We start from the raw sequence: 13,067 nt of genomic DNA, 5'->3' as shown, positions 1-13,067 counted from the left end.
GATTTGTCCAGCATATCAGGCACATATCCTTTCAGCTTCATAAAATGGCGGGCGTTGTCCTGATGGCCTCCAAAATACAAGGCTGATACAAATGCCGTGGTGATAATTTCTGCATCGCTTACCCTTACTCGCAAATCCTCGGTATGCTGCAATGACTTTAAAATATCATCTACAATACAATAAAGAGCTATAATTTTACTGTCTGAAAGCATGACTATAGTTTTTTAGATGTGGTAATCCAAAATTATTATAACATGCTTTCTCTTTTTATTCTTTTATAACTGGCAACTTGAGTTATTTAAAATAAAAAAATATTTTCAATAATAAATGCGTACCCCGAAAGCCTGACAAAGCTCCCCATTTAAACAGTAAAAGAGCAAAATTCTATAGCACAGCAAACCTATTGACCATCCAGATCTTGCAGGCCGGTAGCCGGCGACGATCTGAAATATAAAAACCTGATACGTTCCCCTAGACTTAGATTGTTGTAAGGTCAATTACCAGTGCATGATTACGGCTGTTATTACAGTTGCCATTCTATTGGCGCCTGCATTCATATTTTCGCCGTTGGCAACTACGATTGGGAGGCGATTGTTCCCACACCGTTTTTTTTCCTGGCAAAATGATGCGCTGCAAAGCTGCTATTTCGAATACCGCTCATAAGCCGCCTTCATTTTAAGGTCGTAGCGGTTTTTCTTATACTGCGGGCCGTTATATCCTTTTCCAAAAGCCGGCCAGTTTTGTGCGCGCAATGCGGCGAGTAAGCCGGTGTTCCGGATGAAATTGCAAAAGGCCAGCAAGTGGGCCGGCTCACTGGTATACATGGCATTTACAAACAGCTGGAGGCCGGCAAAGCCTGCCAGCTTAAAATTCAATCCCAGGATCTGGAATTTGCCCCAGGAGGTGGCCATCAGGGCGGCCTGGTGATCCAGTGCCGCTGCCCTTTTCAGGCGTTTGTGCTGTTCGCCGGGGTTGCCATATCCGCCGGCTACCGGGTTGCTGATATCCGGGTATTGCGCATCAAACCGTCCGGCAGTAAGCCGGTGAAAGGTATGCCGTTCAAAAAGGATCTTTGGCTCGTCATTGCAAAGGAATCCCGTTCCTGCAGATTCTACCTCCGCCACGGCCTTAATCGCCGCCACCGCACAACCCAATAGCCGGGCCGCACCCTGATAATCCTGTTCTGTTAATATCGGTTTCATGAGTATTATTTTAAAATGTGGGAATGTGAAAATGTGAAAATGAGATAGTATACCCGGCTTTTAGCTTTCAGCCTTCAGCAATCAGCTTTCAGCGCTCAGTTTTCAGTAGATCATCAAGCATGAAACGGATCCAACCTGGAACGGCATTTAGCATTTAGCTTTCAGCTTTCAGCCACGGTTACCTCGTGATCGATGATACAACTTCAAACGGAGCTAAACTGAAACTTTAAACATGAAACCTGGAACGGCCTTCAGCCTTCAGCTTCCAGCGTCTCTTCGTCTTCTTTAAACAGCTGCCTTAGCTGAAATGTAATGATGCGCCGGGCAGGGCGTACAAAGATCTTTACAAAGGCGCTGCGGGGGGCCATGGTTTCCATGTTCTCAAATACCGATACCACCTCGGTATAGATCATGATGTACAGCATTACATCGCCAAAGAGCCAGACGAAGCTGTTGTTGAACACCTCGCCGGAATCATACACAATATTCAGGATCACCATGGCCACAATAATGCAGCCGCCGTATTGTAAAAACTTGGTAATGGTTTTACGGAACCCCTGTGAACTGCGGCGGGTTCCGGTAAGGGTGGCCTTGGCTACGCCACAAATAAAGTCCAGCACTACCACCACCAGCAAGCCGGTGAGCAGCGCCGTGTTGGGCCAGTATTGAATGAAATGTTTCATGGTATTAAAATTTGAAAATGTGGAAATGTGGAAATGTGGAAATGGATCGTACATCAAGCATAAAAACGGCATCTGAGGTTGAACGTTAAACTTTAAACATGAAACCGCGTGTAGCCTTTAGCAGTTAGCTTTCAGCTATCAGCCATCAGTGTTATCAGTCTTCAGTTATCAGCTATCAGTTTTCAGATGATCACGTATGGATTCGATGATCTGACATCTTATACGAAAAACAGGGAATTGTACATCGCTCATCAGGTAACAAACGGATCTAACCTGAAACTTTGAACCTGGAACCTGGAACATACGCTTAGCATTCAGCTTTTAGCTTTCAGCTATCAGCATTAACCATCAGGTGTTAAAACGGACCCAACCTGAAACCTTAAACATGAAACGGCGTTTAGCGTGCTGCCTTAATTTAACCGCGCGGCATCTTCGCCTCCCGGCGGTATTTGATAACCGGTATTGCCGGGTTCCTGCCCTGTTATTTGCCCGCCTTTTTCCAGCCATTCCAGTTCCCGGATCAGCTGCCGGGCAGCCTCGGCCCTGTACCCTGCCAGTACCAGCCGGTACCGGATCTTTAACTGGTGTATAGGGCCACCGGTATCTAAAATACGCCAGAGATTGTGATTTAATACGGCCAGTACCTTGTTGCGTCGGGTGTTGGTGCTGTTTGCTTTGCAAAGCACCTGGGCCATCGCGTACATGGGACCCGCCGCCTCAAAATCGGTGGCTTTCTTTTCCAGCGCCCACCGGGCCCTGTTGGCATCATGGTTCGCCTGGGTAATGTCCCAGTTCAGCTTCCGGCGCAATTCTTCAACCTGGCTTTCAGAAGCCCTGCGGAATGGATCCGGCGCGTCGTTTTGCGCGGCACATATCTGTTGCCATACCTGGTGTATTTCCTGCAGCTGCAGCAACACCTCCTGGGGAAGGCTGCGGTCGCCCACGCTGTAACGTAACACCATTTCTTCTGAACAGCCCGCTATGCGGGCGATCTGCTGCGCCGTAAACGGAAGCTTGTTTGAATCTTGTTTCATATGATTTATTTTAATTGTTAAAAAAGAAAACGGAATCGTTCCTGGTTGTAAAAAAACCAACTGCCCGCTGTTGGGGCAGCTGGTTTTTACACGCTACAGTTCCGCTCTGCGGGTCTGTAACTCGCTGATCAGGCTAACTGTTTCATCCAACTCATACTGTATTCTTTTGAGCTCATAGATCTTTTCGATCACGGCCACATCGCCAAAGCTGGTTTTCCGGTTTTCTAACAGGAACACCTTGTACCAGGCCGTGGTGCGCTTTTTTATCTGCTCGGTTTTATAGGTACCGTCCGGCAGGGTGGCGATAACGGTATCCATGTTTTCCAGTTCTTTCTTCCGGATACCGAGCTCAGTGGCATTTACAAACGCATTATTGGAGTACTGATCTTTCAGCCGCAGGAGGTTGAGCTTTTTCCACTCCATGTCTTTGCGCTCTTTTTCTGCAATGTTGATGAGGGCATCGCAGTCTTCAGCGGTCGTTAACTGACTTAGGGGATAATTTGCCATATGCTTTAATTTTTAATTCCGGGAAACCCGGAGGTGAACAATACAGCAAACCTACCCTTCTGCAGCCCCCGTTTCCAAGCGGGGTACCGCCCTTTCCAAAAGGTTTAACAGTTAGCCCTGCTGCTGTACAATAACCTTACCGGCCAGGGCGGCCTTTTGCTGCGCGGTTAATACCTGCAGTTTAAAGGCCAGTAGCTGACGGCGCTGCGGGCAGCATTCCGATAGCTGAATAAGGGTAAGCTGCAGCCGGTTGGCCAGCAGCTCCATCCGCCGGCTGCCGGCCGGTGCCTCCTGCACCAGGCGCTTTAAAATATACAGTTTATTGATCAACCGTGCATATTGCTCCTCCATTGCCGTTAGCTGCTGTGTAATACTTACAGAACGGGCCGCAGCCCTTTGCTGATGCATGTTGAGCAGGTCCAGGCTTTGCTGATGCTGTACCTGTAAAAAACGCTCGCGGCTGGTTTGCGGTGCGCTTGCCCGTTGCGCGCTTTGCTGCCATTGCTGTTGCAGCGCCAGCCATTTTTCCGCGGCGCCGGCGGGCAAGCTGCGCAGGCCGTTTTCATAATGGGCGATGGTGCTGCGCGATACATTGAGCAGGAGGGCCAGCTCCTGCTGACTGAGGTTAAATGCTTTCCGGATCTGTTTCATGATGCATTGATTTTAGTGGGTATGGCCGGCCCTTTGTAGCGAAAAAATTGTACCCGTTTAAAATTGCTACAAAAAAAACGGTACAGGTTTTGCGTGGGTTTCCCCTTCGGGCCATAGCCGGTTTATGTGTTGCGAACCTGAACCGGGCTGTTCCCGGTTCCCTTATTTATACCGTTCTTCCAGAAGTACAGCCTGGGGGTTCTTTGTTCTGGCAACAGCCGACCGTGATGTTTTGGCGCATAAAGAAATACTGGTTCATAGCGGCGGGTTTAGATGCAATAAAAAAAAATACAAATTATATTTTAAAATTATATAATTTGTGTAATAAATGGCAAGGCACCGGAAAATATAGGGAAAACCCTACGGATGATACCCGGCAAAAATTGTTATTTTAAAGTAGATCCGGCAGGCATTGGATATATGCAGTTTTTATGATACGCCATGCTACCCGGTTTATAGGAATCAAAGGAAAAAAAGGTACCGGGTCTGCTTGTATGAAGCTATGTATTGAACCTGCGCTATAGAGCAGCCGAACCTAAAATAATGCTATGATACCTGCAAATTCGCTTACCAAAGCCACTGCTATGATGCACGTTTATACCGCCGCTCCGTGGCCGGCACATGCGCCCAGGGACCTGCTTCGATGGAACAGCACCACGCCCTGTTAGAAAGCTGCCATCCAATCAGGCATTTTATGCAAGCAGGAATGATGCATGCATCATTCCTTATTTCAATAACCAATCATTTTTTTATGGACACCTCCGCTATGATTCATGTTTTACCGGCAGACGATCACCAGCTCTGCCAGCAGGCCATTCATTTGTTATTAAGCGACTATGCGGCCATTACCATCTGCGGTACCGCCTTCACCGGTGCGGAACTGCTGGAACAATTACCGGTATTAAGTCCGGATGTAGTTATTATGGATATTCATATGCCGGTGATCGACGGCATACAGGCCACCCGGCAGGCCCGTTTATTATACCCGCAGCTGAAAATACTGGCCTATACCATTGCCGGGGAGGAAGACCGTATTGTAGAAATAATGGGTGCCGGGGCCAATGGCTTTGTGTTTAAAGCGGCAGCGGGCAACTCGCTGATACCGGGTATCCTTGCCGTTATGGAAGGGCATACCTATTACTGCAACAGCGCCTCTGCCATCCTTACCGATACGCTTAAACGACAGGCACGCACCCATGCCGCAGCGGCCCTTTTTACGGATACGGAAAAGATCATGCTCCGCCTGATCAGCCGGGGATATACCACAGAAAAAATAGCCACCACTTTATTTATGAGCATCAAAACCGTGGAGAAATACCGCTCGGCCCTGCTGGCAAAAGCAGACGTAAAAAATGTGGCAGAACTTATGGCCTATACCTACAAAAACGGGCTTTGCCTGCCCGAGGATGACGGAGAAATATAAAGCCGGTATCCCCCATCACTCCTATGGCGTATATATACCACTACAGGCACCCGGGGCAGATTGACAACCCGATATTTCGTAAAACCCGGAGAAATTTCAATCACCAGGTTCGCTATTTCCCGTACCGGTTCCTTACCTTTAAAAAATGAAAAAATTCATCGCCCTCTTCAGGGAACCCGACGGAAGAACGGAACAACACACAGAAGACGCCATCAAAAAACACCGGCAAAACTGGGCCGCCTGGATGGAACGCTGGCAGCAACAGATCAGCGGCGGCAGCGGGCTCACCCTCGATGGCCGGATCTTAAAAGATCCGCAGGCCGGGGCAACACCGGGTATTTACAAAAACGGAACAGAAATTGTGGGAGGCTTCCTGATGATTACCGCAACCGACCTGGATGCAGCCGCTGCCATGATGCAGTCCTGCCCCATTTTTGAGTTTGGGGGTTATGTAGAAATCCGGGAGTTGCAGCAGCAATAAGAGGGATCATTCCTTTGTTTATAAAAAGATGCACCATGAATACCCCTACCATTGAGCATTTCCTGGCTTCCTATTCTATACCGGTGCAGCAGCATGCGGCACTGCTCCGGCAGGTGATCCTCCGGCAACTCCCGGGCATCAGCGAACAACTGGATCTACCGGCAAAAATGATCGCCTACAGTTATGGTCCGGGATATGCCGGCCTGGTCTGCGTGCTCCTTCCTTCCAAAAAAGGATTAAAACTGGGATTCAATAAGGGCCCGGAAATACCGGACCCGGAAGGGCTGCTGCAGGGCACTGCAAAAACAACCCGCTATGTAGTCATTGACAACCAGGATCAAATAACGTCTCCGGGAATCGCAAAACTCCTGGCGGCAGCGCTGGAACAGTATAAAAAAAGAAGGGCACACCTTAAGCAATCGTAACCGCGCCGCTGGCTGCTGACATAGGGCTGTCAGCTTTCGGTTTTATCTTTACCAAAACAATCATCCATGAAACAGCATACCACCAACTATACCAACGCCTTTATACAGGTAGCCGATGATTGTGCTGCCACCGCCGGCGAAATCCCCCCGGTAAAAGGCAATAAGCCTACCGTGGCCAATATCCAGTTCGAAATGATCCGCAAACATCCGTACCGGTACACATCAGACGATGTGATCTTTGAGGTTTTTGCCCAAAAAAATGATCTGACAAAAGCCGGGTACAAAGCAGCACGTACCGCATTCTTTTCAAAAGGACAACCCTGTTTAAGAACATCCCCGCTTACAAAGCGGTATGGATGGGGCGTGCACAGCAATGCGGAGGGCAAGATTGCCATTTACGGAGTAGAGACCAAAGAATATGCGCAGTTTTCAAAAGACAAATCGCTCCAGGTCGTAAAAGCCATGCGCTCATCAAGATAATATCCAAACGCATCCGCTCCATATGCTATAAGGCAGGCAGCTGGTGTGCAGCGGCCTCGGTCCTTTTTTCCCCGAACAATCCCGCTTACATACCCTGCAACCCGCTCGTTCTGTTTTTTTTGAAGACGATACCCCGAAAATCCTGCCTGCCGGTACATGGCGGTTATTTTGTGCAGCGGCACCCGCAAAATCTTTCCCGCATTATTTTTTTTGTCGGTTCTTTTTAGATATATTTAACAAATATAATTGTGTACACTGTACATAATATATACGAATACATGAGGGTCTCAAAATTCTAAATCAAATTAACGAATCAACAAGAATGCGTATGAAAATGAAATTGCTTGTACAAAGCCTGCTGGGGTTTGCGCTGCTCCTTGCATTTTTCCCTGCGGTTGCCCAAACAAAAGCGGTAACCGGTTTGGTAACAGACGACAAGAATCAGCCAGTGGCAGGAGCTACTATTGAAGTAAAAGGTATGCAAACGGCTACCATATCCCGTGAAGACGGAACCTTTTCCTTGAACGTGCCCGCGAACGCAAAAACGCTACAGGTTTCCTATGTGGGTTATACCCGGCAGGAGGTAGCCATCACCGGGGGCACCATCCAGGTGAGCTTACAGCCTTCAACGGATCAGTCTTTAAATGAAGTAGTGGTCATTGGTTATGGAACGGCCAGAAAAAAGGATCTCACAGGATCTGTGGCCTCCATCAGCGCCAAGGACTTTAACAAAGGTGTTATTACCAGTCCCGATCAGCTGATCCAGGGCAAAACACCTGGTGTAATGGTATTGAATAATACCGGGCAGCCCGGGGGAAGTGCTACCGTGCGCATCCGCGGCAACTCCTCCATCAGGGCCAGTAACAATCCATTGTTTGTGCTGGACGGTATTCCGCTTTCGGGTACTTCCGCAAGACCCGGTGGTACTTCCGGTTATTCTACGGACCAGGGCAACCCGCTTACGTATCTGAACCCGAATGATATTGCCAGCATGGACATTTTGAAGGATGCATCTGCCACTGCTATTTATGGTTCAAGAGGTGCAAACGGAGTGGTAATTATTACCACTAAAAGAGGCAAATCAGGAGCCCCGGTACTCAATGTCAACGCAGCTTCAGGCATCGCAAATATCCTGAAAAGGCCCACCGTTTTAAGCGCTGATGCATTCCGCGATGCGCTTAAATTTTACACCCCTGAAAGTGCAGCCTCTTCCGATTTTGGGGCATCTATCAACCCGTTTAATGCCATTACCCGTACCGGGCTTTCCCAAAATTACTCGGCGGATATTACCGGCGGTACAGAAAACGGCCGTTACCGCATTTCCGGCGGATATTTTAACCAAAAAGGGATTCTGAAAAGCTCAGATCTGAAAAAATATACGGCCAGCTTTTCTTCCAGCTTTAAACTGCTTGAAAGTAAGAAACTGGGGCTCGACTTTAATATACTGGTAACTCAAACGGATGAGAACCTGGCTCCTATTGATGTTACTGTTGGCGCAGGAGGAAACCTGATTTCCCAGGCCTTGCAATGGAACCCTACCCGGCCCATGCGTGGCAACGGTGATTCCTTAACGTACGTAAGCACCACGATTATGAACCCCCTGGCCATTCTGAAAGCTTATAAAGACCAGGCCACCGTGAACACCATTGTTGCCAGTGTGGCCCCATCCTATAAAATCACAAATGACCTGGAATATAAATTCATATACAGTGTAACACGGCAGATAGGCCGGAGGAACGGGCGCTTTAACGCCGGCTTACTAAATCCCGGTAATGTCAATAACGGAGCCGCCTTTATCAATAACAACACGGAAACCGATCAGCAGATGACGCATACCCTGTCCTATAACAAACAGGTAACCACCGATCTGAACATCAACGCCGTAGCCGGTTATGAATTCCTGGATTATGAAACAAAATGGAATAACGCCAGCGGACTGGGCTTCACGGATATCGGGCTCGACTTTTTTGATTATCTCAATTATTCAACCGCATCCGGAAGAGAGATCAACTCGTATCATACGCCCACGAACCAATTACAATCCTACTTCCTGCGGGGTTCCTTTAACTATAAAGACAAATACCTGCTTACCATAACCGGCCGCAGGGATGGCTCTACAAAATTTGGTACAAATAATAAATACGGTACGTTCCCCGCTCTTGCGCTCGCCTGGAATATGTCGAACGAAGCCTTCCTCAAAGGAAATACCACGATCAATAATTTAAAGTTAAGAGCCGGCTGGGGTAGAACCGGGAACCAGGAGTTTCCGTCCGGGGCCTCCCGCGACCGCTTTACCTTCACTTCTCAAACCATTACACAGGTTAACTTTAAAAACCCCGATCTGAAATGGGAAACCTCCAGTACCCTTAATGCCGGTATCGACTTTGGTCTTTTTGATAACCGGGTTTCCGGATCGGTAGATGTTTTTGATAAAAAAACAAAGGATGCCCTGTTTGAGCGCACACTTGCAGGAATGGCCCCTGCCGGTCGCATTTGGGTAAATCTTGATGGTGAAGTAGAAAACAAAGGTATCGAGCTGGCGCTTTCAGGCGACCTGGTTCGCAATAGTACTATTACCTGGAACCTGGGTGTAAACGCTACGTTTCTAAAGAACAATGTAACAGGATTGCCCGGGTACTATGAAACCGGCGCTTTAAGAGGACAGGGTTTTTCCGGTGTTTTAGGACAAAGGATGGTGAATAACCAGCCGCTGAATGTTTGGTACCTTGCAAAATTTGCCGGTATCGATCCCTCAACAGGTATGAGCATGTATGAATCGCTTAACGGTACCGCTGCATCAAATGTAGACCCGGCCATAAATAAATTTTACCTGGGCAGCCCCAACCCTACAAAACTGCTGGGCCTTTCAACCCTGTTTACTTACAAAAAATTCAGCGCCAGCGTGAATATGAACGGAGCGTTTGGACATTACCTGTTCAACAATACGCTGGCTACCGTTTTGGGCATGAACAATCTTCCCACCCGAAACATTTCGAGCGATCTGTTTAACAAATCAATAAAGGAATCTACTTCCAATTCTGCAGCACCCTCAAACAGGTACCTGGAAAAAGGCAACTACCTGAAGCTATCCAATGCCACATTAAGGTATAATATCGGCAACATCGGCTCCACCATTCGAAACCTGAGTATTTCGCTCACCGGTCAAAACCTGCTGGTGTTTACCAAATACCGCGGGTTCGATCCCGAGGTAAATACCGATGGTGCTGTAAACGGCGTTCCCTCCTTGGGAATCGAATACCTGCCTTACCCTCCGGCACGTTCTTTCCTGCTGGGTGTTAATTTTTCTTTATAAATAAAAAAGATCAAACATATGAAAAGATTGAATATTTTATTGATCCTCATTTTAAGTAGCTTCCTGTTGCCGCAATGTACCAAACTCGATGAGCAGCTCAGAAGTGAGTTGGATCAAACAGCAAAAAAAGATCCTGCCTTATTGCTTACAGCTGCGTATACTTCAATGTACGGGCCTTATATACAAGGCAACCGTTGGGCGCTACAGGAGTTTTCGACCGATGCCGCCATGGCTCCTACCCGGGGCGGCGACTGGGATGATAACGGTACCCACCGCGCCATTCACCTGCATACCTGGAATGCAGATAACTCGTACATGAACAATACCTTTGTAGGACTCACCACCGCTGCTTACCAGGCGGCCGTTGTGCTGGAAAACAGTCCCAATCCGCAACAGGCTGCCGAAGCCCGTTTTATCCGTGCACTTGCTATATTTGATGTAATCGACCTATGGGGAGCCTTCCCTTACCGGGATGGAGAAGCCATGCACAACTTTAAACTGGATCCCAAAACATTGAGTACACAGGAGGCGCTGGACTTTGTAGCAGCAGAACTTACGGCGATCATCAAAGACCTTCCGGATGTTGGACCCAAGATCGCTGCCACTGCCAATAAAAACGCTGCACGCTTCTTATTAATGAAGCTTTATCTGAATAAAAGCACTTTTTTAAACCGGCAGGCTCCGAAGTTTGACAAAGCAGACATGGATAAAGTGGTTGAATTGGGCGACTCTATCACCGCAAGCAAGCTCTATACGGTTTCCGCCCCGGGGAAATACTTTGACAACTTCGCCCCCAACAATAATGATGTGTCTACCGAAAATATTTACACATTGCTCAACGACAATGGTGTAAGAGGTGGCAACGTAGCCAATACCTGGGCAGCGGTCATGCACTACAATATGTGGCCGGGCGGAAATAACGGCTGGTGCACCTTATCTGATTACTATGATAAGTTTAACGCTTCAGATGAGCGCAGGGGCATTTACTATGATTACCCGGCAGATACCACATCCAACCGGGCAAAGAGCACCTATCACCGCCAAAACGTAGGTTTCTTTGCAGGGCAACAGTATGACTGGAGAACCAATGTGCCGCTTAATGCCCGTAACCCGGCCGGAGCACCATTAATATTTACCCGCGAAGTTACCATCAGAACCTCCGGAGCTACCCTTGAAACAGCAGGGATCCGGGTAATGAAGTATGCATATGATTATAAAAGTGTGGGTCAAAAAAATAATGACTGGGTGATGTTCCGGTATGCTGATGCGCTGTTAATGCAGGCAGAAGCCATGCTGCGCGGAGGAAAAGGATCCGCAACACAGGCCCTCGCGCTGGTTAATACCATCCGGGCCAACAGGGGCGTATCGCTGGCACTGCTTCCGCTAACGTTAGACGATATACTCGACGAACGGGCAAGAGAACTATACTGGGAAGGCTGGCGCCGGCAGGACCTGATCCGTTTTGGCAAATTTCTTCAGCCGTGGCAGGAAAAACCCGCAGATCCTGACCCCAAAACATTGTTATTTCCTTTCCCCAGCCAACAGCTTGCGGTAAACCCTAATTTAAAACAAAACCCGGGCTATTGATCGCCCCTGGTGATGCTTCTTTTAAAAAAGTCCCTCCGGGGACTTTTTTTATACCAGCGATCTTCACAACAACGCCCCAAATACGGTCGTATTAAAGTGCAATAAGATCCCGCACATACACGGGGCTTTATACGTAAAAAAAACAGGAAGGTTACTTGCAAAGCGGGGTACATTAACACGCCCGATCTGCATATAATTTCTTTAATTTCGCCGCATATGGAACTTTCACAGGACACAAAAAACATTTTAGGTTTACAATTGCCCACCGATCCCCGTTGGGTAAACCTTGCAGAGATTTCGTTGGAAGCAATTTTAACCGATCATGCTTATTGTGAGCAGAAGGCGGCTACCAGCTGTATCTCCCTCATTCAGCGTTACAGTGATAAAGAGCAACTGGTAAAATCACTGGCGCCTATTGTTACTGAAGAATGGGGGCATTTCCGTCTGGTATTACAGGAGCTTGAAAAAAGAGGTCTAAAGTTGGGTCGCCAACGAAAGGATGCATATGTAAATGCATTATTGCAATTCCAGGCAAAAGGCGGCAGTCCGGACGAATTCTTTCTCGACAAATTATTGACCATGGCCATGATCGAAGCCCGGAGCTGTGAACGGTTCAAACGGTTGAGCGAAGGATTGAACGATACCTATATGAGCAAATTTTACCGCCGCTTTATGGAAAGTGAAGCCGGGCATTATACCCTCTTTATCGAGTTGGCTGAAACCTATCTTCCAAAAGAAAAGGTGCGGAAACGCTGGGCGGAATGGCTGGCACATGAAGCCGTGATCATGCAGGAAATGGAGTTGCGCGGAGACCGGATTCACTAATACATATCAAGGATGGATGTCCTTACAGCCTGATCCGCATGTGATGGTGCGGCACGCCCACTTCCACAAAGGGTGCATCATAAATTTCAAAACCATTTTTTATATAAAAGGGAATGGCCCTGTCTTGTGCATGACAAACAACCTCCGCCAGCCCCTGCTCTTTTGCAAACCTAAGCAATGCTGTGATCAATAACCGGCCGATCCCTTTGGACTGACAAATGGTTTCAACCGCCATCTGCTTTAATTGGGCATAACCTTCTTCAAACGGTACCAGGATCACGCATCCGATTACTTTACTTCCTTCAACAGCCACAAAGTGCCAGGCCTTATGATCATCCATTTCCCAACCATGATCCGGCAAGCCGATGGGCCGTAACAAAATACGGTTCCGCAGATCCTGTTCCTGTTTATAAAGAGGGTCCTGCATGTTGATTTGTGTTACAGTGATCATGAAGC

The 13,067-nt window shown here is 47.9% G+C and carries 13 protein-coding genes and 1 pseudogene; 7 read left to right on the top strand and 7 right to left on the bottom strand.

Annotation, left to right across the window (positions count from 1 at the left end; all coding sequences use genetic code 11):
- The 6 genes and pseudogenes from Q1V85_RS09900 to Q1V85_RS09875 form a co-directional block, all read right to left on the bottom strand.
- A pseudogene (locus Q1V85_RS09900) lies at positions 1-212 on the bottom strand (IS982 family transposase); the annotation flags it as partial.
- Positions 213-641: 429 nt separating this feature from the next.
- Entirely contained in the window at positions 642-1,202 is a 561-nt protein-coding gene (locus Q1V85_RS09895; RefSeq protein ID WP_300599395.1) for an N-acetylmuramidase family protein, read from the bottom strand.
- A 251-nt stretch (positions 1,203-1,453) separates the two neighbouring features.
- Positions 1,454-1,885, bottom strand: coding sequence for a phage holin family protein (locus tag Q1V85_RS09890; RefSeq protein ID WP_300599393.1), 432 nt, complete (start codon positions 1,883-1,885; stop codon positions 1,454-1,456).
- Positions 1,886-2,295: 410 nt separating this feature from the next.
- Positions 2,296-2,919 (bottom strand): hypothetical protein, encoded by a 624-nt coding sequence (locus Q1V85_RS09885; protein ID WP_300599391.1) that lies wholly within the window; start codon positions 2,917-2,919, stop codon positions 2,296-2,298.
- A gap of 93 nt (positions 2,920-3,012) precedes the next feature.
- A complete protein-coding gene (locus Q1V85_RS09880) occupies positions 3,013-3,426 on the bottom strand; it encodes a hypothetical protein (RefSeq protein ID WP_300599390.1) in 414 nt (137 codons plus the stop codon).
- A gap of 111 nt (positions 3,427-3,537) precedes the next feature.
- Positions 3,538-4,077, bottom strand: a complete 540-nt coding sequence (locus Q1V85_RS09875; RefSeq protein WP_300599387.1) for a helix-turn-helix transcriptional regulator — start codon at positions 4,075-4,077, stop codon at positions 3,538-3,540.
- A gap of 751 nt (positions 4,078-4,828) precedes the next feature.
- Here Q1V85_RS09875 and Q1V85_RS09870 point away from each other — a divergent pair.
- The 7 genes from Q1V85_RS09870 (at position 4,829) to Q1V85_RS09840 (ending at position 12,611) form a co-directional block, all read left to right on the top strand.
- Positions 4,829-5,500, top strand: coding sequence for a response regulator transcription factor (locus tag Q1V85_RS09870; RefSeq protein ID WP_300599385.1), 672 nt, complete (start codon positions 4,829-4,831; stop codon positions 5,498-5,500).
- Between the two features lie 145 nt (positions 5,501-5,645).
- Positions 5,646-5,981, top strand: coding sequence for a YciI family protein (locus Q1V85_RS09865; RefSeq protein ID WP_300599383.1), 336 nt, complete (start codon positions 5,646-5,648; stop codon positions 5,979-5,981).
- A 35-nt stretch (positions 5,982-6,016) separates the two neighbouring features.
- Positions 6,017-6,406, top strand: a complete 390-nt coding sequence (locus Q1V85_RS09860; RefSeq protein ID WP_300599382.1) for a DUF1801 domain-containing protein — start codon at positions 6,017-6,019, stop codon at positions 6,404-6,406.
- Positions 6,407-6,472: 66 nt separating this feature from the next.
- Positions 6,473-6,886 (top strand): DUF6157 family protein, encoded by a 414-nt coding sequence (locus tag Q1V85_RS09855; RefSeq protein WP_300599380.1) that lies wholly within the window; start codon positions 6,473-6,475, stop codon positions 6,884-6,886.
- Between the two features lie 328 nt (positions 6,887-7,214).
- On the top strand, positions 7,215-10,199 hold the full coding sequence (locus Q1V85_RS09850) for a SusC/RagA family TonB-linked outer membrane protein (protein ID WP_300599378.1): 2,985 nt from the start codon (positions 7,215-7,217) through the stop codon (positions 10,197-10,199).
- 18 nt (positions 10,200-10,217) lie between these two features.
- Positions 10,218-11,786 carry a RagB/SusD family nutrient uptake outer membrane protein gene (locus Q1V85_RS09845; protein ID WP_300599377.1) on the top strand — a complete coding sequence of 523 codons (1,569 nt, stop codon included), beginning with the start codon at positions 10,218-10,220 and terminating at the stop codon, positions 11,784-11,786.
- Positions 11,787-12,002: 216 nt separating this feature from the next.
- Positions 12,003-12,611 (top strand): tRNA-(ms[2]io[6]A)-hydroxylase, encoded by a 609-nt coding sequence (locus Q1V85_RS09840; protein WP_300599376.1) that lies wholly within the window; start codon positions 12,003-12,005, stop codon positions 12,609-12,611.
- 22 nt (positions 12,612-12,633) lie between these two features.
- On the opposite strand, the gene Q1V85_RS09835 is transcribed toward Q1V85_RS09840, so the two are convergent.
- Positions 12,634-13,062, bottom strand: a complete 429-nt coding sequence (locus Q1V85_RS09835; protein WP_300599374.1) for a GNAT family N-acetyltransferase — start codon at positions 13,060-13,062, stop codon at positions 12,634-12,636.
- Positions 13,063-13,067 lie beyond the last annotated feature (5 nt).

Origin of the sequence: Niabella sp. (assembly GCF_030150205.1) — a bacterium.
Taxonomy (GTDB): Bacteria; Bacteroidota; Bacteroidia; order Chitinophagales; family Chitinophagaceae; genus Niabella.
The sequence above is the reverse complement of the archived record's forward strand: the minus strand, read 5'-3'. Positions and strand labels throughout refer to the sequence as shown.

Excerpts from the sequence above, each read along its gene's own strand:
- Q1V85_RS09870 (WP_300599385.1), top strand. The coding sequence starts at position 4,829 with ATGGACACCTCCGCTATGATTCATGTTTTACCGGCAGACGATCACCAG.
- Q1V85_RS09895 (WP_300599395.1), bottom strand. The coding sequence starts at position 1,202 with ATGAAACCGATATTAACAGAACAGGATTATCAGGGTGCGGCCCGGCTA.
- Q1V85_RS09890 (WP_300599393.1), bottom strand. The coding sequence starts at position 1,885 with ATGAAACATTTCATTCAATACTGGCCCAACACGGCGCTGCTCACCGGC.
- Q1V85_RS09880 (WP_300599390.1), bottom strand. The coding sequence starts at position 3,426 with ATGGCAAATTATCCCCTAAGTCAGTTAACGACCGCTGAAGACTGCGAT.
- Q1V85_RS09875 (WP_300599387.1), bottom strand. The coding sequence starts at position 4,077 with ATGAAACAGATCCGGAAAGCATTTAACCTCAGTCAGCAGGAGCTGGCC.
- Q1V85_RS09885 (WP_300599391.1), bottom strand. The coding sequence starts at position 2,919 with ATGAAACAAGATTCAAACAAGCTTCCGTTTACGGCGCAGCAGATCGCC.
- Q1V85_RS09850 (WP_300599378.1), top strand. The coding sequence starts at position 7,215 with ATGAAAATGAAATTGCTTGTACAAAGCCTGCTGGGGTTTGCGCTGCTC.
- Q1V85_RS09865 (WP_300599383.1), top strand. The coding sequence starts at position 5,646 with ATGAAAAAATTCATCGCCCTCTTCAGGGAACCCGACGGAAGAACGGAA.
- Q1V85_RS09860 (WP_300599382.1), top strand. The coding sequence starts at position 6,017 with ATGAATACCCCTACCATTGAGCATTTCCTGGCTTCCTATTCTATACCG.
- Q1V85_RS09855 (WP_300599380.1), top strand. The coding sequence starts at position 6,473 with ATGAAACAGCATACCACCAACTATACCAACGCCTTTATACAGGTAGCC.
- Q1V85_RS09835 (WP_300599374.1), bottom strand. The coding sequence starts at position 13,062 with ATGATCACTGTAACACAAATCAACATGCAGGACCCTCTTTATAAACAG.
- Q1V85_RS09845 (WP_300599377.1), top strand. The coding sequence starts at position 10,218 with ATGAAAAGATTGAATATTTTATTGATCCTCATTTTAAGTAGCTTCCTG.
- Q1V85_RS09840 (WP_300599376.1), top strand. The coding sequence starts at position 12,003 with ATGGAACTTTCACAGGACACAAAAAACATTTTAGGTTTACAATTGCCC.